The organism is Acinetobacter sp. CIP 53.82 (assembly GCF_000369465.1).
Lineage (GTDB): Bacteria > Pseudomonadota > Gammaproteobacteria > Pseudomonadales > Moraxellaceae > Acinetobacter > Acinetobacter indicus.
In genome coordinates this window covers 1-15803 of sequence record NZ_KB850045.1, presented here as the reverse complement: position 1 = coordinate 15803, position 15803 = coordinate 1, and the positions used below count along the sequence as shown (strand labels likewise).

Here is a 15803-nt window from a genome sequence, read left to right as displayed (position 1 = left end):
CACAGGTTAAAGCTTAAGCACTGGCCTGCTGAATCAGGACTTTTTGATGCAGCTGCTCTAAGCCCTCAATCATCTTGTTTTGAACCAGCGAGGTCAGGCTTTCCACCGTATGCCCTTCTACCGAAATCGGGTTTAGAGCCATTAAATGTGCGGTGACTTTCGGCATTTCCAGCACATTTTTAACATGCTCAATAAAGGTCATTTCATTGATAAACGGCGCTACGGTATCCAGCTCGCCCTGCTGGTTGATATAACAGATCAGGCAGATTTGCACCGGACGCTGCGCTTCAATTGCCGCGCCCAATAAACGGCCATGTACTTTTTTAATTTTAGTCCCATCCGAAGTCGTGGCCTCCGGGAAAAACAGTACCGGCACATCCTGTTTTAAAAACTGGGTAATCTGGTCGCGGATTTTAATTGAATCCCCGGAACCGCGTTTAATAAATAAGGTCCCGCCACCTTTGGCCAACTTTCCAAACACCGGCCATTGCTCAATTTCAGCTTTGGCCAGAAAAAATACCCGCGCACCTGAACCGAGCACCGGCACATCCAGCCACGACACATGGTTGCTGACCCATAAGGCCGGCTGGGTGGGAATTTCTCCATGCACTTCAACTTCAATATTGAACACCTTGCACAACTGACGGCAAAAATGCTGCACATAACGGGTATTCTGCGGATTATTCGGCTGCTTATACAAGCTGTGACGATACACCAGATAAAAGCCTTCGCTCACCGCTGCCAGACCGGCAGTGATTTTTTTAGAATAGAGAAAAAATTTGGACAAACTATTCATTGAAGCGGATGAAGATAAAGAAACTTGAGACATAGCATAATCGTGAATTGCGAAAATCACAGCAAGAATTGTTCAGAGAACTGTATTCTATCTTGAAGCAATTGACCAGACATTGATCATAAGCACCGAAAAACTGTCCAGATCGCTCAATTGAAATGCGCTATACCAATTCTTCTACAGTCTTGCTGCAATGGATAAATCCACAGCAAATCCCTTGATGTAATGATCATGCTGATGAATCAGATACAACGATCAAGCTTTCCATGCCTCCCTCTCACAAAGAGGATGATACTGATTCCAAATTGAGGATTGTGAGGATTCGCCTGCTTTTTGTCATGCTGCTGTAATCATCTTCATCTAGTTCACGCAGCTGGCGCTTTTTGCTCTAGAATAGAATTTTCATGAGGAGAAATGCCCAGGTGCCAGATTACCAGCAACATCAAGGCGGTGAACGCGTTGTGCTCGTGAGCGTCAGCGTACAGATTTTAGAAGACCTTGATGCAGAAGAATTTCATCTGCTTGCAAAGTCTGCAGGCGCTGAAGTTTTGCAGCATGTGTTTGCCCAGCGGATTAAACCCGATGCCAAGTTATTTATCGGTTCTGGTAAAGCGGACGAAATTGCTGCGCTGGTTGCAGAACTCGAGGCTGAACTGGTGATTTTCGATCATGCGTTGACGCCGGCACAGGCACGTAATCTTGAAAAAATCATGAAATGCCGTGTGGTCGACCGGACCGAGCTGATTCTGGATATTTTCGCCCAGCGCGCCCGGACCTATGAAGGGAAATTGCAGGTCGAGCTGGCACAATTGCATCACCTCTCCTCACGCCTGATTCGTAGCCGCGGCAATCTGGACAGTCAAAAAGGCGGGATTGGTTTACGTGGTCCGGGTGAAACCTTGCTGGAAACCGACCGCCGCCTGTTAAGAATTCGTATGGGCCAGCTGAAAGCCAAACTGGATAAAGTCCGCCAGACCCGTATGCAGGGTCGTGTGGCCCGTCAAAAAGCCGCCGTTCCTACCGTATCACTGGTTGGCTATACCAATGCCGGCAAATCGACGCTGTTTAATATTCTGGCCAATAGCGATGTCTACGCCGCCGATCAGCTCTTTGCTACGCTCGACCCGACCTTACGCCGGCTGGAATGGGATGGGATTGGTACGCTGGTGCTGGCCGATACCGTGGGTTTTGTCCGTAATCTCTCGCACTCGCTGGTGGAATCATTTAAGGCCACGCTGGAAGAAACTCTGGAAGCGACCTTGTTGCTGCATGTGATTGATTCCAGCAGTCCGGACATGCTGGAACAGATTGAAGCAGTTGAGCGCGTCCTGAAAGAAATTGGCGCAGATGTGCCGGTGCTCAGGGTTTATAACAAAATCGACTGCACCGGCGAGCAGGCCAAAATTGTCTATGCCAAGCCTCATCAGCCGGAGCGAGTGTATATTTCAGCACATTCGGGTCAGGGACTGGAACTGTTACGTCAGGCGGTACATGAATGTCTGATGGGCCAGATTCAAAGTTTTGATGTGGTATTAAAACCGGCCTATGGCAAATTACGCAACCAGTTTTATGAACTGAATGTGATTCAGTCCGAGCACTATGATGAGCAGGGACAACTGAATCTGCGCGTAAATATGGCCCCTGCCAAACTGGAACAGATGATCCGTCAGGCGCACTTGCCGCTGGACGAAATTCTGGGTGCCAAGGCTCAGCAATTTAAACGGCCTTTAGAAGAATTTGAAATTGATGATGAGATCAGTTAAAACTTGAACAGTAAAATATGACCGACTGATAAAAAATGAACAGGCTTAAACGTATCGACTGGCCAGCTTGGATTGGCACACTGCTCTTAATTATTGTATTTCGTGAAACAGCCGTCTGGATTGCGACCTATTTCAACCATCCTGAACTGGGCAACCTGATGGGTTTACTCAGCCTGCTGGTGGTGCTTTTCCTGTGGCGCCGACTGCATAAAATTCCAGCCCGGATTGTCGATATCAACAATAAAATCATGAAAGAAAGTGCGTTTGCCTTTTTGCCGATTAGTGCCGGCTCACTGCTGATGCTGACCCATATGGGCAATAAAATTCCGGCCTTTCTGGTGGTGCTGTTCCTCAGCACCCTGCTGCCGTTATGGCTGTATGCCAAAATGGCCAAACGCTGGCTCTAGGAGATTAAAACATGCTCGCAATTGTTTATGGCTTTTTAATCACCCTGGTGGCCTATCTGCTTGCCAAACCCTGTAACCAGAAACTGCCGCAAATTCCAGTCATTGTCTTTGGCATGATTTTTATTGTGCTGCTGCTGTATGTATTTGGCATTCCCTATGAAGATTATATGGCACAGGTCAATCCACTGTTTAACCATCTGCTGGGTTATGTGACCGTGGCACTGGCGATTCCGCTGGCGGCCATGCGCTATGATGATCTGCCACTCAAAGCTATTCTGGGTATTTTGCTGTTTGCCAGCATCAGTGCCGTAGCCTTGCCAATGGGACTGGCCTATCTCTTACATATGGCCGGCGATGACATCATGGCATTTGCCACCCGTGCCGTGACCACACCAATTGCCATCAATATTGCCACCCTGCTGGAAGCACCGGTCAGTCTGGCCATTCTGATTGTGATTTTATCCGGGGTGATTGGTGCCGCTTTCTCACCGCTGCTGCTACGTGATATTAATGATGAGCGCGCCTCAGGGTTGGCCTTAGGCCTTGCTGCGCATGCAATTGGCACAGCACAGGCCTGGCAGCGTGGTAGTGTAGCCGGTCGTTATGCTGCATTTGGGATGGCGGTGAATGCCGTGTTTACCGCAGTCTGGCTGCCAACATTTATACTCTTTATTCAAAAAATGTGACTCAAGAATCAATATTTACATCTTGTGTTGATGAAAAAATATTCTTAAGATGAAAATTGAATTTTTTGAAGTGTATTAAAGGGATAGAAACATGGGAAAATTTAAATATACAGTGGCACTTCTGGCAGCCACATTCAGTGCTGGCGTTTTCGCGGAAGATCTCTCCGGTACCTGGCGCAATATTGATGATAAAACCGGTTCATCCAAAGCCATTTTAGAGATTCGTCAAGAAGCTAATGGCACTTATACCGCTAAAATCGTCAAAGTAACGCCACGTCCGGGTTACACAGCAAAAGAAACCTGTGTCAACTGCCCTGCGCCTTATACCAATCAGCCCATTTTAGGCATGGATGTACTAAAAGGACTGGCGTATAAGGGCAAACTCAACTATAGCGGCGGCAAGATTATTGATCCGCTGTCTGGCAATATTTACAGTACCAAAGCTAAACTGAGCAGCAACGGTAAACGTCTAACCCTCAGAGGTTATGTCGGTGTATCGGCCTTAGGACGCAGCCAAACTTGGATTAAAAGCGAATAATTAATCACTTCTCTTTTCACATAAAATGCCACACGTTCGTGGCATTTTTTATTGGTTTTTCTGCATCTTAGTTGCAACTTTAAGATTAATTACCTCTCAAATCGCTTGACTCCTTCCACAACTCGCTTTATACCTTGAATTAACCTCTGTGATAACTTTCGACAATCAAAGGAACTGATATGAAGAAAAATGTATTGATGGGCGCATTTGCAAGCTTCATCTTCAGTGGCTCAGCGTTTGCATCAGACCTAACGGGTATCTGGCAAAGTATTGATGACAAAACAGGCTCACCTAAAGCACTTATTGAAATTACCCAAGCTGAAAATGGCAGCTTTACAGGTAAAATTATTAAAGTCACACCAAGACCAGGCTATACTCCAAAAACTATGTGTGTGAATTGTCCTGCACCTTATACCAACAAACCTTTGGTGGGTTTGGAAGTTATTCATGGCTTAAAGCATGTGGAAAATAACAACTATGCCGATGGACGTATTTTAGATCCACTTACAGGCAAAATGTATAGCCTGAAAGGCCGTTTAGCGTCTAATAATAAACGTCTAACTTTACGTGGTTACGTCGGAATTTCAGCCATTGGTCGGACACAAACGTGGATTCGCCAACAATAAGCGAGTAATTGTGTCGCATCGGTCATTTTTTCTAGATACTCGGGACTTTGTGTCAGTCAATTCACAGATTAGACTAGCCGCAAAGACCGAGTAAGGGAAATAAAATGATTCAGAAATTGGCTTTAGGAATAGCCGTCATCTTCGGCAGTCTAAGCACTTTGGCGATGGCACAAGATTTAGCAGGGACTTGGCAACAAATTGATGATAAAACAGGCTCACCTAAAGCTGTCATCGAAATTCGTAAAGAAGCCAATCAAACCTATACGGGTAAAATTATTAAAGTAACTCCACGTCCAGGTTATACCCCACGTGAACTTTGTAATAAGTGTCCTGCGCCTTATACTGACCAACCTATTTTAGGGATGGATATTTTAAAAGGCTTAAAACAGATCAAAGACAGCAATAATTACGAAAAAGGACGCGTAATTGATCCATTGGCAGGTCGTATTTACGATGCAAAAATCCGCCTCAACTCGACAGGTAAGCGTTTGACTTTGCGCGCTTATATGGGGGTGTCTACACTAGGGCGCAGCCAAACTTGGATTCGAATTCAATAAAATTCAAAAAAACAGCCACTTTAATAGGTGGCTGTTTTCACTTCGACATCACATTTTTAAATTATAAAGATAAAATATTGTTACCATTCTTCCAGTGGATTATCCACTGTAAACAATTGCTGGTCTTCCAAACGATAAGCCACCAGTTGATGCCCCCAGACACAGCCCCCATCGACATTCTGAATCTGGGCGGAAATAGTTTTGCCTTGCAGCGCGGCCCAGTGCCCAAAAATAATCTGATGCGTTTCAGCTGCAGCCGAAACATATTCAAACCACGGTTTAAAGCCGGCCGGCATCGGATCGTCCAGACTGTCTTTAAAACTGAACTCCAGGCGTCCTTCTGCATCGGTCAGGCGCATGCGGGTTAGATAGTTGACGATACAGCGTAAGCGTTCATTGCCTTGCAAATCATCTGACCAGAGGGCTGGCTCTTTGCCAAACATCTCGGCCAGAAAATGATCCATCACCGCAAAATCGTCATGCTGAATCACCGCTTCAACTTCTTTGGCCAGCGCCTGAGTTTTTTCCGCACTCCACAAATGCGGAATACCGGCATGGGTAATGATGGTCGATTCATTCGGACAGACACATAACGGCTGCTTGCGTAACCAGTCAATCAATTCATCGCTGTCAATGGCATCAATCACATCGCGGGTCTGGTCTTTGTCTTTAATCTCTTTCAGGCCACGTGCACCAGCCAGCAAAGTCAGGTCATGATTGCCCAGCACTGTGGTCGCAACACCACGATCAGCCAGCTTTTTGACAAAGCGCAACACGCCAAGCGAGTTTTCACCACGTGCCACCAGATCACCGGCAAACCAGATAAAGTCCTGATCCGGATCAAAGCGGATTTCCTTGAGCAAGGCTTTCAGGGCTTCAAAACAGCCCTGTACATCGCCAATCACATAGTTATAACGTGCCATCGTTGTTTTACACCACCATTTGATCTGCCAAAGCCACAAATTCGGCCAGGGTCAGGGTTTCTGGACGTGCCATCGGATCAACACCGGCTTTTTCAAAACCATCTTCTGCCAGCATGCCTTTTAAGCTATTGCGCAAGGTTTTACGACGCTGGGTAAACACATGCGAAACCAGACGCGATAAAGCCTTTTCATTTTTTGCCACAATCGGTTTCACTTCATACGGCTCTAAACGAAACACCGCAGAAGTCACTTTTGGTGGCGGGTTAAAAGAGCCCGGTGGCACTTCAAACAGGAAAGTTGGTTTGCAGTAATACTGAATCATCACCGACAAACGGCCGTATTCTTTGGTATTTGGCGCAGCAGTAATCCGGTCGACCACTTCTTTTTGCAGCATGAAGTGCATGTCTTTGACTTTGTCACCAAACTCCAAGAGATGGAACAACAATGGTGTTGAAATGTTATACGGCAGGTTACCCACCACACGGAGTGGACGGTCATCTTCAAACAGATTGCTAAAATCATATTTCAGCGCATCGGTTTCAATAATGGTTAAACGTTCCGGATGTGGCACACGCCCCGGCAAACCGGCAGCCAGATCACGGTCCAGTTCCACCACGGTCAAGGCATCACATTCACCAATTAATGGTGAAGTTAAGGCCGCCAGACCCGGGCCAATTTCAACAATATTATCGCCCGGACGCGGATTGACCGAGCGTACAATTTTCGCAATCACACGTTGGTCATGTAAAAAGTTTTGACCAAAACGCTTGCGCGTGTGGTGCCCTTCATCTTTCGGGTTTAAGGCATTAATCTGATACATAAAGATTTCCAACGTGTAATAAAGACAAGATCAGTGACGCGCTAAATCCAGCGCCAAATCAACAGCCACATTCAGGCTTGAGCTTTTCGCAAGACCGCTGCCTGCGAGGGAGAGTGCTGTGCCATGATCAACTGAAGTGCGAATAAACGGCAAGCCCAAAGTAATATTGATGGCTTCACCAAATCCTTGCGATTTTAGCACAGGTAAGCCCTGATCGTGATACATCGCCAGAACCCCATCGGCATCTTTTAGGTTTTCCGGAGTAAATAAGGTATCAGCCGGCAGGCTTAAACTCATCTGGATGCCCTGCGCGCGATAGCTTTCCAGCACCGGATTAATCACCTCAATTTCTTCCATGCCCAAATAACCGCCCTCACCGGCATGCGGATTTAAACCACAGACCAGAATATTCGGCTGCTCAATTTTAAATTTGGATTTTAAATCGTGGATGAGAATATCAATCACCTGATGCAGACGTTCAGCGGTAATCGCATCAGCCACTGCACGCAGCGGTAAATGCGTAGTGGCCAGGGCCACTCTTAGGGTTTTGGTGGCCAGCATCATCACCACGCGCGGCACGCCCGCAAACTCCTGGTAATATTCGGTATGGCCACTAAAGGCTATACCAGCGTCATTGATGACTGACTTCTGTACCGGCGCAGTCGCTACCCCGACACTTTTGCCTGACATGGCATAATCGGCCGAACGACGTAGCTGTTCCAACACATAAGCGGCATTTTGCGGATTCAGCTCGCCCATCACCACAGCTTGCTGTAAAGGCACATGCTCGACATAGAGCTGCCCTTTTTCTGAAGAAGCAGTTTGCCCGCTGTATTCAATCAGTTCTACCGGCATCTTCAACACTTGCGCACGCTGGGCCAGCATGGCCAGATCGGCCAGAACCACAACGGGACGCTCATCTACACGGTCAGCAAGATGCAGACAAATATCCGGGCCAATGCCGGCAGGTTCACCACTGGTCACATATAAAGGCAGCATGATTGATCCTAAACAATAAGGCATCTCCCATTATAAGCAGACTTTGACCGCAGCGGCCGTGAATTCTGCTGAAGATTCGGGTAGATTGGCCGGTTTTGGGGCAATCTAAACTGCTTTTGAAGGCGGATATTTAGCTGAAAGTTGATCAGTACTAGGCACGGCAGATGGATGTTCTTGGCAAGTCTTTTCTTTTCTCAGGATTTTGATTAAAATACAGCGCTTGAAATTTTATATTTTCATTGTGGTTCTCGACAATTTCGTTTAGAATCTCGTCTCCTTTTTGTTTGGACTGATTCACCGTCCAAACCAACTATAATAGGTAGTGGTTTAATGAAAACTCTCAGCGCTAAGCCAGCTGAAGTTCAACACGACTGGTACGTTGTTGATGCTTCTGGCAAAACTTTAGGTCGTCTTGCGACTGAAATCGCTCGTCGTTTACGCGGTAAGCATAAGACTTCTTATACTCCTCACGTTGACACTGGTGACTACATCGTTGTTATCAACGCTGAACAAGTTCAAGTAACTGGTAACAAGTCACTTGACAAAAAATACTATCGCCACACTGAATTCCCAGGCGGTTTAAAAGAAACTAACTTTGAAAAGTTAGTTGCTCACAAACCTGAAGAAATCTTCCAACGCGCTGTGAAAGGCATGTTGCCAAAAGGTCCTCTTGGTTATGCAATGATCAAGAAAATGAAAGTGTACGCTGGTAGCGAGCATCCTCATACTGCTCAACAGCCACAAGTTTTGGATATCTAAGGGATACAGCACATGGCTACTAACTATGGTACAGGTCGCCGTAAGACCGCAACTGCACGTGTTTTCTTATCTGCTGGTACTGGTAAACTCGTGATCAACAACCGTTCATTAGAGCAATATTTCGGTCGTGAAACTGCTCGTATGGTTGTTCGTCAACCTTTAGAGCTTCTTGAAGCAACTGAAAAATATGACCTTTACATCACTGTTGCTGGTGGTGGTATCGGTGGTCAAGCAGGCGCGATCCGTCACGGTATTACTCGTGCATTAATCGCTTCTGACGAGACTTTAAAACCTGCTCTTCGTCAAGCTGGTTTCGTTACTCGTGACGCTCGTGAAGTTGAACGTAAGAAACTTGGTTTACGTAAAGCACGTAAACGTCCTCAATTCTCTAAACGTTAATTCGTTTACCGAGTTGGACAAAAAGCCTTGGTTTATCCAAGGCTTTTTTATTGGCTGTTATTTTAAAGATAAAGGAATTTATTGTTCAGGTACATCTTTACCCCAACTGCCCTCATGCAGCCAGAAGGCCTTGCTGAAATAATAGTTCACTACCCCAATTCCTAAGCAGAACATCAGAAACACAAGTTTTATCATCATACTGCGCCGCTCCTGTTATTTTTTTATAATCTAACCCATTTTCACCCGATTCATCCTTTTTCGCTTCGTGCTTTTTAGGTTGAATTTTAGTATCCTAACTGATTCATTTTGCTGCTTACTGATTTATGTCCTTGGAAAATACACCGCTACAGGGAATTACACTATACAGTCATGCAGACGATTTCCGCTCGCACTGGATTCGCCTGGTACTGGCTGAGAAGAATATTAAATATCATCTGGTCCTGGTCGACCATGAAGATGAAGATTTAGCCAGCCTGAATCCTTATAATCGCTTACCCATGCTGGTAGAGCAAGATTTAAAACTGTTCCATGCCCCAATTATTTCCGAATATATCGATGACCGCTACCGGCAAAACAAGCTCTATGCCGATGCACCAGCACCCCGCGCAGAGCAGCGCCAATACATCTGGCGTTTTGAGCAGGACTGGCTAAAGCTGGCCGATATCCTGCTTTGCCATGAAGATACCCTGAATAGCGCAGCACAGGCCAAGGCACAAAAGCAGCTTCGTGATACACTGGTCTCACTCACACCATTATTTCAGCATTTCCCTTATTTTATGGCGGAAAACTTTGGCATCCTGGATTGTATGCTGGCCCCAATTTTCCTGCGCCTGAAAGCCATGGGCATTGAACTGCCAAAACAGCATTGCCGCCCGATTCATTTATATTGCCAGCGAATTTTTAGTCGCCCTGCATTTGTAAAATCCTTAACCGTGCAGGAAAAAAACCGCTATAGCGAATTTTTAATAAATAAGTAGAGAGTAGATATGTCTGAACAGGAACTCAACTTAAGCCCAACCCGTCCCTATCTGGTGCGTGCCATTTATGAATGGATTTGCGACAACCAGCTTACACCGCATATTCTGGTCGATGCCACCCAACCCAACACCATGGTGCCAGAGCAGTTCATTCAGGATGGCCAGATTGTGTTAAATATCGTGCCACATGCAGTCCATGGCTTGCACATCTCCAATGATGCCATCAGCTTTTCGGCGCGCTTTGGTGGCGTAGCACGCGATATTTATGTACCCATTGCTGCAGTTTTGGGGATTTATGCTCGCGAAAATGGCCAGGGTTTATTCTTTGATCCAAGTGAATATGAACATATCCAAAATGATCCAAATGCTTTAAAATCAAGCACAGAGGAACAAACTGAAACACCAAAGAAAAAACCAAGCCTAAGATTATTAGATTAAAAAAGAAATAGGAGTAAATGCATGGCTTTTGATTTAGTACAATACTTTAGCGATCAGGTTAAAATTCAAAAGCCTCAGCTTTTGCAGCAGTACGATGCTGATAGCCGCAATGCATATATCCAGGAACTCAATGCGCTAACTCTAGGCAAACTGATTCGTCTGTGGCGCGAAGATGACAATAAGCTCTATCAGGAAATCAAGACCCTCGATCCGCTGTATATTCAGGAAGTGTCCCGTCATCTGACCACTTCGGTACACAACCAGTCTGAACTGCCTAAACCTGAACTCGAACACGGTATTAGTGAAATTTTAAGCCTGCAACTGACCGAATTAAAACAGCTGGATGAAACCGGTAACTTTGGCAGCAACGGCTTAAAAGAGCTGCTACAGGGTCAAATTGAACATCTGTCAGGTCAGGCAGATGATTGGGTTTGGTCAACAAACGAACTAACAGAGTTAAAGGGCTCTAAACCCCTTCCTCAAGAAGAGCTATCATTAGATGATACGATGAAGGAGTTTAATCAAATGTTACATCAACAAGCCGATCATGCGCCGGTAGAAAGCACAGTCGCAGCAGAACCGACTGTTCCAGGCTGGGCCAAAGTTTTGGAACCTGTCGTAGCAATTGCGATTCTATGGATTCTATATTGCGCAGCAAGCCAAATGTTTGCTTAAGCAGTCTGATTCCAAACCGCCTGACATAGGCGGTTTTTTATGGCTGAAATTTTCCAATAAATAGTTCAGTCTCCTTGTACGTTTTGGCTTACACTGAATGAAGATAATTGAGGCTAGGCGTACACACAGAATTTTCGTATTCTAAATTCCTCAGGAAACAGGATGTTTCCCAAACGAAAAACAACAATAATAAGTTTGTACACCAGGATCGTGAGGTACGACAGGAGTTATACCTAAAGCACGAAATACGAAGAAACCCCGTCAGGATGATGGGGTTTCTTTTTATCTATTCTTTATTTTCTACAGCAACTCTACCATTACACTCACTACGAAAATAAATACCGTTCAACTTGCTAGATGGTGAAGGTATGATCTTGAGATGAGATTCTTACTTACCCCCTATCTCCCCTTTGAAGAAGACTTAAAGGACGTATTAAAGCATGCTGCTACGGCAGTTCAATGAGCCTTAGAGATGGTTTAGGGAGCATACTAAAAACTCATACTCCCTGCAGATAAACCTGCAATAAACGCATACTCAACATAAAACTCTGTCATGTTGAATACATATAACACGGTACACACCAAGCCAAAGACCACTAATCCAGACATTACGGGTGCTGCCTTATACTCTGCATGCTTATATATTGGGGTTTGTACAATAGAATAATATAATTTTTTTCGATTAATATAAAAGCGATTAAAAACCGGTAAACGGATAATCAATATATGCATCAGCACAATTCCGAGAATCCAATGTATTACCACCATCCAGTAGTTCAATAACACATGATCAGGATACATACCAATAGCCAAAAAAATAACTGAAATACAGAGATTTAACAGCAAATAGCTGGGATAAAATTTTCTATACATGGATTATTTTTTAATAATTTTATTTATATTGAAGCACTATAACTTTATTAAAAGCATAAAAAAATCCCCCTGCTGTTTAAGCTCGGGGGATTTTGAATAATGAGCTGGCGATGACTTACTCTCACATGGGTAACCCCACACTACCATCAGCGCTAAGAGGTTTCACTTCTGAGTTCGGGAAGGGATCAGGTGGTTCACTCTTGCTATTGTCGCCAGCACAACTGTTATGGACTTGTTCGGGTCTTAGTTACTTTGCTTAAGCTTGATGCTTTTGCATGTAATGCCTTACTTTGTTCCAAATGAGTTATTAACGGATTGGCCATTGGGTCTGAATTTTATTGTGTCGCATTAACTAAATCAAGGATTAGTTTAGAATTCAGCTTGATACAACAACTGTTTGGGTGTTGTATAGTCAAGCCTCACGAGCAATTAGTATTGGTCAGCTTCACATATCGCTATGCTTCCACACCCAACCTATCAACGTCCTAGTCTCGAACGGCTCTTTAGAGGACATGAAGTCCTAGGGAAATCTTATCTTGAGGTAGGCTTCCCGCTTAGATGCTTTCAGCGGTTATCCCTTCCGAACATAGCTACCCGGCGATGCGACTGGCGTCACAACCGGTACACCAGAGGTTCGTCCACTCTGGTCCTCTCGTACTAGGAGCAGATCCTCTCAAATTTCCAGCGCCCACGGTAGATAGGGACCGAACTGTCTCACGACGTTCTAAACCCAGCTCGCGTACCTCTTTAAATGGCGAACAGCCATACCCTTGGGACCTGCTTCAGCCCCAGGATGAGATGAGCCGACATCGAGGTGCCAAACACCGCCGTCGATATGAACTCTTGGGCGGTATCAGCCTGTTATCCCCAGAGTACCTTTTATCCGTTGAGCGATGGCCCTTCCATACAGAACCACCGGATCACTAAGACCTACTTTCGTACCTGCTCGACTTGTGGGTCTCGCAGTTAAGCGCGCTTTTGCCTTTATACTCTACGCGTGATTTCCGACCACGCTGAGCGCACCTTCGTACTCCTCCGTTACTCTTTAGGAGGAGACCGCCCCAGTCAAACTACCCACCAGACATGGTCCTCGTCCCGGATCACGGGACAGAGTTAGAACCTCAACATTACCAGGGTGGTATTTCAAGGACGGCTCCATTGGAACTGGCGTTCCAACTTCAAAGCCTCCCACCTATCCTACACAAGTAAGGTCAAAGTTCAATGTCAAGCTGCAGTAAAGGTTCACGGGGTCTTTCCGTCTAGCCGCGGGTACACTGCATCTTCACAGCGATTTCGATTTCACTGAGCCTCTGCTGGAGACAGCGCCGCCATCATTATGCCATTCGTGCAGGTCGGAACTTACCCGACAAGGAATTTCGCTACCTTAGGACCGTTATAGTTACGGCCGCCGTTTACTGGGGCTTCGATCAAGAGCTTCGCTTACGCTAACCCCATCAATTAACCTTCCAGCACCGGGCAGGCATCACACCCTATACGTCCACTTTCGTGTTTGCAGAGTGCTATGTTTTTAATAAACAGTTGCAGCGGCCTGGTTTCTGCGGCTATCAACCGCTCAGGGAGCAAGTCCCATCACCGTCAACAGCGTACCTTCTCCCGAAGTTACGGTACCATTTTGCCTAGTTCCTTCAGCAGAGTTCTCTCAAGCGCTTTGGTCTACTCGACCTGACCACCTGTGTCGGTTTCGGGTACGATTCCAGTGTAACTGAAGCTTAGAGACTTTTCCTGGAAGCATGGTATCAGCCACTTCGCTAGTAAACTAGCTTGCTATCAGCTCTCAGCATAGAGCACCCCGGATTTGCCTAAGATGCATGCCTACAGCCTTCCACCTGGACAACCAACGCCAGGCTGACTTAACCTTCTCCGTCCTCTCATCGCATTACACTGAAGTATTGGAATATTAACCAATTTCCCATCGACTACGCCTCTCGGCCTCGCCTTAGGGGTCGACTCACCCAGCCCCGATTAACGTTGGACTGGAACCCTTGGTCTTTCAGCGAACGGGTTTTTCACCCGTTTTGTCGTTACTCACGTCAGCATTCGCACTTCTGATACCTCCAGCAGACTTCTCAATCCACCTTCATCGGCTTACAGAACGCTCCCCTACCACGTATACAATGTATACATCCGCAGCTTCGGCACATAGTTTTAGCCCCGTTACATCTTCCGCGCAGGCCGACTCGACTAGTGAGCTATTACGCTTTCTTTAAAGGGTGGCTGCTTCTAAGCCAACCTCCTAGCTGTCTATGCCTTCCCACATCGTTTCCCACTTAACTATGATTTTGGGGCCTTAGCTGGCGGTCTGGATTGTTTTCCTCTTGACTACGGACGTTAGCACCCGCAGTCTGTCTCCCGGATAGTACTCATCGGTATTCGGAGTTTGCATCGGTTTGGTAAGTCGGGATGACCCCCTAGCCGAAACAGTGCTCTACCCCCAATGGTATTCGTCCGAGGCGCTACCTAAATAGCTTTCGGGGAGAACCAGCTATCACCAGGCTTGATTAGCCTTTCACCCCTATCCACAAGTCATCCCCTGGCTTTTCAACGACAGTGGGTTCGGTCCTCCAGTTAGTGTTACCCAACCTTCAACCTGCTCATGGATAGATCGCCTGGTTTCGGGTCTACACCCAGCAACTATACGCCCTATTAAGACTCGGTTTCCCTACGGCTCCCCTATGCGGTTAACCTTGCTACTGAATGTAAGTCGCTGACCCATTATACAAAAGGTACGCAGTCACAACACGAAGTTGCTCCCACTGCTTGTATGCATGCGGTTTCAGGATCTATTTCACTCCCCTCACAGGGGTTCTTTTCGCCTTTCCCTCACGGTACTGGTTCACTATCGGTCAGTCAGGAGTATTTAGCCTTGGAGGATGGTCCCCCCATATTCAGACAAGGTTTCACGTGCCTCGCCCTACTCGTCATCATTATGTGTGCCCTTTCGTGTACAGGACTATCACCCACTATGGTTGCACTTCCCAGAGCATTCCACTAAAACACACATAACTTAATGGGCTGTTCCCCTTTCGCTCGCCGCTACTGAGGGAATCTCAATTGATTTCTTTTCCTAAGGGTACTGAGATGTTTCACTTCCCCTCGTTCGCCTCAATACACTATGTATTCATGTATTGATACCTACCTTATGGTAAGTGGGTTTCCCCATTCAGACATCTCCGGATCAAAGGATATTTGCCGCCTCCCCGGAGCTTTTCGCAGGCTATCACGTCTTTCTTCGCCTCTGACTGCCAAGGCATCCACCACATGCACTTAATTACTTGACTATACAACCCCAAACAGTCGTTAATCCCTACAAGTAGGATTAAGACAATTAAATAAATAATCAATTATCTATTTAATCTACAGTTCGAAGTCTCGTGCACTTAAGCACCGTACAGCTTCAATCTAAATTCATATACCAAAACGCTTGATTCAGTTAATTTGCTAGTTCTCAATTCAATCTACGTTCATCAACCCGTCATAACAACGCGTTAACGTATATTGATTGAGTGAACAATTTATTTCAGACTCAATTTTGCCAATCTGTTAATGATT

Annotated in this window: 15 protein-coding genes and 2 rRNA genes; 11 read left to right on the top strand and 6 right to left on the bottom strand. The window is 45.9% G+C overall.

From position 1 onward, the window contains the following. Window positions 1-13: 13 nt before the first annotated feature. Window positions 14-829: a lysophospholipid acyltransferase family protein gene (locus F905_RS00550; protein WP_034597361.1), complete on the bottom strand. Its 816-nt coding sequence runs from the start codon at window positions 827-829 to the stop codon at window positions 14-16. A gap of 368 nt (window positions 830-1197) precedes the next feature. Here F905_RS00550 and hflX point away from each other — a divergent pair, with 368 nt between their 5' ends. From hflX to F905_RS00520, 6 genes are all read left to right on the top strand, one after another. Next, window positions 1198-2556: a ribosome rescue GTPase HflX gene (gene hflX / locus F905_RS00545; protein WP_034597358.1), complete on the top strand. Its 1359-nt coding sequence runs from the start codon at window positions 1198-1200 to the stop codon at window positions 2554-2556. Between the two features lie 35 nt (window positions 2557-2591). After that, entirely contained in the window at window positions 2592-2963 is a 372-nt protein-coding gene (locus F905_RS00540; RefSeq protein ID WP_005175756.1) for a hypothetical protein, read from the top strand. Window positions 2964-2974: 11 nt separating this feature from the next. After that, entirely contained in the window at window positions 2975-3649 is a 675-nt protein-coding gene (locus F905_RS00535) for an LrgB family protein (protein WP_005175754.1), read from the top strand. Between the two features lie 91 nt (window positions 3650-3740). Further along, window positions 3741-4187, top strand: a complete 447-nt coding sequence (locus tag F905_RS00530; RefSeq protein WP_005175751.1) for a DUF2147 domain-containing protein — start codon at window positions 3741-3743, stop codon at window positions 4185-4187. A gap of 179 nt (window positions 4188-4366) precedes the next feature. Continuing rightward, the gene (locus F905_RS00525) at window positions 4367-4813 is read left to right on the top strand and encodes a DUF2147 domain-containing protein (protein WP_005175748.1); all 447 of its coding nucleotides are present in this window, start codon (window positions 4367-4369) and stop codon (window positions 4811-4813) included. A gap of 104 nt (window positions 4814-4917) precedes the next feature. Next, entirely contained in the window at window positions 4918-5370 is a 453-nt protein-coding gene (locus F905_RS00520) for a DUF2147 domain-containing protein (RefSeq protein ID WP_005175746.1), read from the top strand. Between the two features lie 80 nt (window positions 5371-5450). On the opposite strand, the gene F905_RS00515 is transcribed toward F905_RS00520, so the two are convergent. The 3 genes from F905_RS00515 to pdxA are packed head-to-tail and all read right to left on the bottom strand — an operon-like array spanning window position 5451 to window position 8112. Then, complete coding sequence (locus F905_RS00515) at window positions 5451-6293, bottom strand: symmetrical bis(5'-nucleosyl)-tetraphosphatase (RefSeq protein WP_005175740.1); 843 nt, start codon at window positions 6291-6293, stop codon at window positions 5451-5453. Window positions 6294-6300: 7 nt separating this feature from the next. Then, window positions 6301-7113 carry a 16S rRNA (adenine(1518)-N(6)/adenine(1519)-N(6))-dimethyltransferase RsmA gene (gene rsmA / locus F905_RS00510; RefSeq protein ID WP_005175739.1) on the bottom strand — a complete coding sequence of 271 codons (813 nt, stop codon included), beginning with the start codon at window positions 7111-7113 and terminating at the stop codon, window positions 6301-6303. Window positions 7114-7143: 30 nt separating this feature from the next. Continuing rightward, on the bottom strand, window positions 7144-8112 hold the full coding sequence (gene pdxA / locus F905_RS00505) for a 4-hydroxythreonine-4-phosphate dehydrogenase PdxA (RefSeq protein WP_005175737.1): 969 nt from the start codon (window positions 8110-8112) through the stop codon (window positions 7144-7146). A gap of 330 nt (window positions 8113-8442) precedes the next feature. Here pdxA and rplM point away from each other — a divergent pair, with 330 nt between their 5' ends. The 5 genes from rplM to F905_RS00480 all read left to right on the top strand — a co-directional run bounded on the left by rplM (window position 8443) and on the right by F905_RS00480 (window position 11360). Beyond that, window positions 8443-8871 (top strand): 50S ribosomal protein L13, encoded by a 429-nt coding sequence (gene rplM / locus F905_RS00500; protein ID WP_004857442.1) that lies wholly within the window; start codon window positions 8443-8445, stop codon window positions 8869-8871. A 12-nt stretch (window positions 8872-8883) separates the two neighbouring features. Further along, window positions 8884-9270, top strand: coding sequence for a 30S ribosomal protein S9 (rpsI, locus tag F905_RS00495; RefSeq protein ID WP_004785251.1), 387 nt, complete (start codon window positions 8884-8886; stop codon window positions 9268-9270). Window positions 9271-9593: 323 nt separating this feature from the next. After that, entirely contained in the window at window positions 9594-10247 is a 654-nt protein-coding gene (locus tag F905_RS00490) for a glutathione S-transferase N-terminal domain-containing protein (protein ID WP_005175728.1), read from the top strand. A 9-nt stretch (window positions 10248-10256) separates the two neighbouring features. After that, complete coding sequence (locus F905_RS00485) at window positions 10257-10685, top strand: ClpXP protease specificity-enhancing factor (protein ID WP_005175725.1); 429 nt, start codon at window positions 10257-10259, stop codon at window positions 10683-10685. Between the two features lie 21 nt (window positions 10686-10706). Further along, the gene (locus F905_RS00480) at window positions 10707-11360 is read left to right on the top strand and encodes a hypothetical protein (RefSeq protein ID WP_005175723.1); all 654 of its coding nucleotides are present in this window, start codon (window positions 10707-10709) and stop codon (window positions 11358-11360) included. 975 nt (window positions 11361-12335) lie between these two features. Here F905_RS00480 and rrf read toward each other — a convergent pair. Together rrf and F905_RS00465 are read right to left on the bottom strand one after the other, a co-directional pair. Next, window positions 12336-12450: ribosomal RNA gene (gene rrf / locus F905_RS00470) — 5S ribosomal RNA — on the bottom strand. Between the two features lie 191 nt (window positions 12451-12641). Further along, a 23S ribosomal RNA gene (locus tag F905_RS00465) occupies window positions 12642-15532 on the bottom strand. Between the last annotated feature and the right edge of the window lie 271 nt (window positions 15533-15803).

What these genes read in the sequence shown, in the direction of transcription:
- F905_RS00550 (WP_034597361.1), bottom strand. Translation starts at nt 829, where the DNA reads ATGTCTCAAGTTTCTTTATCTTCATCCGCTTCAATGAATAGTTTGTCC.
- hflX (WP_034597358.1), top strand. Translation starts at nt 1,198, where the DNA reads ATGAGGAGAAATGCCCAGGTGCCAGATTACCAGCAACATCAAGGCGGT.
- F905_RS00540 (WP_005175756.1), top strand. Translation starts at nt 2,592, where the DNA reads ATGAACAGGCTTAAACGTATCGACTGGCCAGCTTGGATTGGCACACTG.
- F905_RS00535 (WP_005175754.1), top strand. Translation starts at nt 2,975, where the DNA reads ATGCTCGCAATTGTTTATGGCTTTTTAATCACCCTGGTGGCCTATCTG.
- F905_RS00530 (WP_005175751.1), top strand. Translation starts at nt 3,741, where the DNA reads ATGGGAAAATTTAAATATACAGTGGCACTTCTGGCAGCCACATTCAGT.
- F905_RS00525 (WP_005175748.1), top strand. Translation starts at nt 4,367, where the DNA reads ATGAAGAAAAATGTATTGATGGGCGCATTTGCAAGCTTCATCTTCAGT.
- F905_RS00520 (WP_005175746.1), top strand. Translation starts at nt 4,918, where the DNA reads ATGATTCAGAAATTGGCTTTAGGAATAGCCGTCATCTTCGGCAGTCTA.
- F905_RS00515 (WP_005175740.1), bottom strand. Translation starts at nt 6,293, where the DNA reads ATGGCACGTTATAACTATGTGATTGGCGATGTACAGGGCTGTTTTGAA.
- rsmA (WP_005175739.1), bottom strand. Translation starts at nt 7,113, where the DNA reads ATGTATCAGATTAATGCCTTAAACCCGAAAGATGAAGGGCACCACACG.
- pdxA (WP_005175737.1), bottom strand. Translation starts at nt 8,112, where the DNA reads ATGCTGCCTTTATATGTGACCAGTGGTGAACCTGCCGGCATTGGCCCG.
- rplM (WP_004857442.1), top strand. Translation starts at nt 8,443, where the DNA reads ATGAAAACTCTCAGCGCTAAGCCAGCTGAAGTTCAACACGACTGGTAC.
- rpsI (WP_004785251.1), top strand. Translation starts at nt 8,884, where the DNA reads ATGGCTACTAACTATGGTACAGGTCGCCGTAAGACCGCAACTGCACGT.
- F905_RS00490 (WP_005175728.1), top strand. Translation starts at nt 9,594, where the DNA reads ATGTCCTTGGAAAATACACCGCTACAGGGAATTACACTATACAGTCAT.
- F905_RS00485 (WP_005175725.1), top strand. Translation starts at nt 10,257, where the DNA reads ATGTCTGAACAGGAACTCAACTTAAGCCCAACCCGTCCCTATCTGGTG.
- F905_RS00480 (WP_005175723.1), top strand. Translation starts at nt 10,707, where the DNA reads ATGGCTTTTGATTTAGTACAATACTTTAGCGATCAGGTTAAAATTCAA.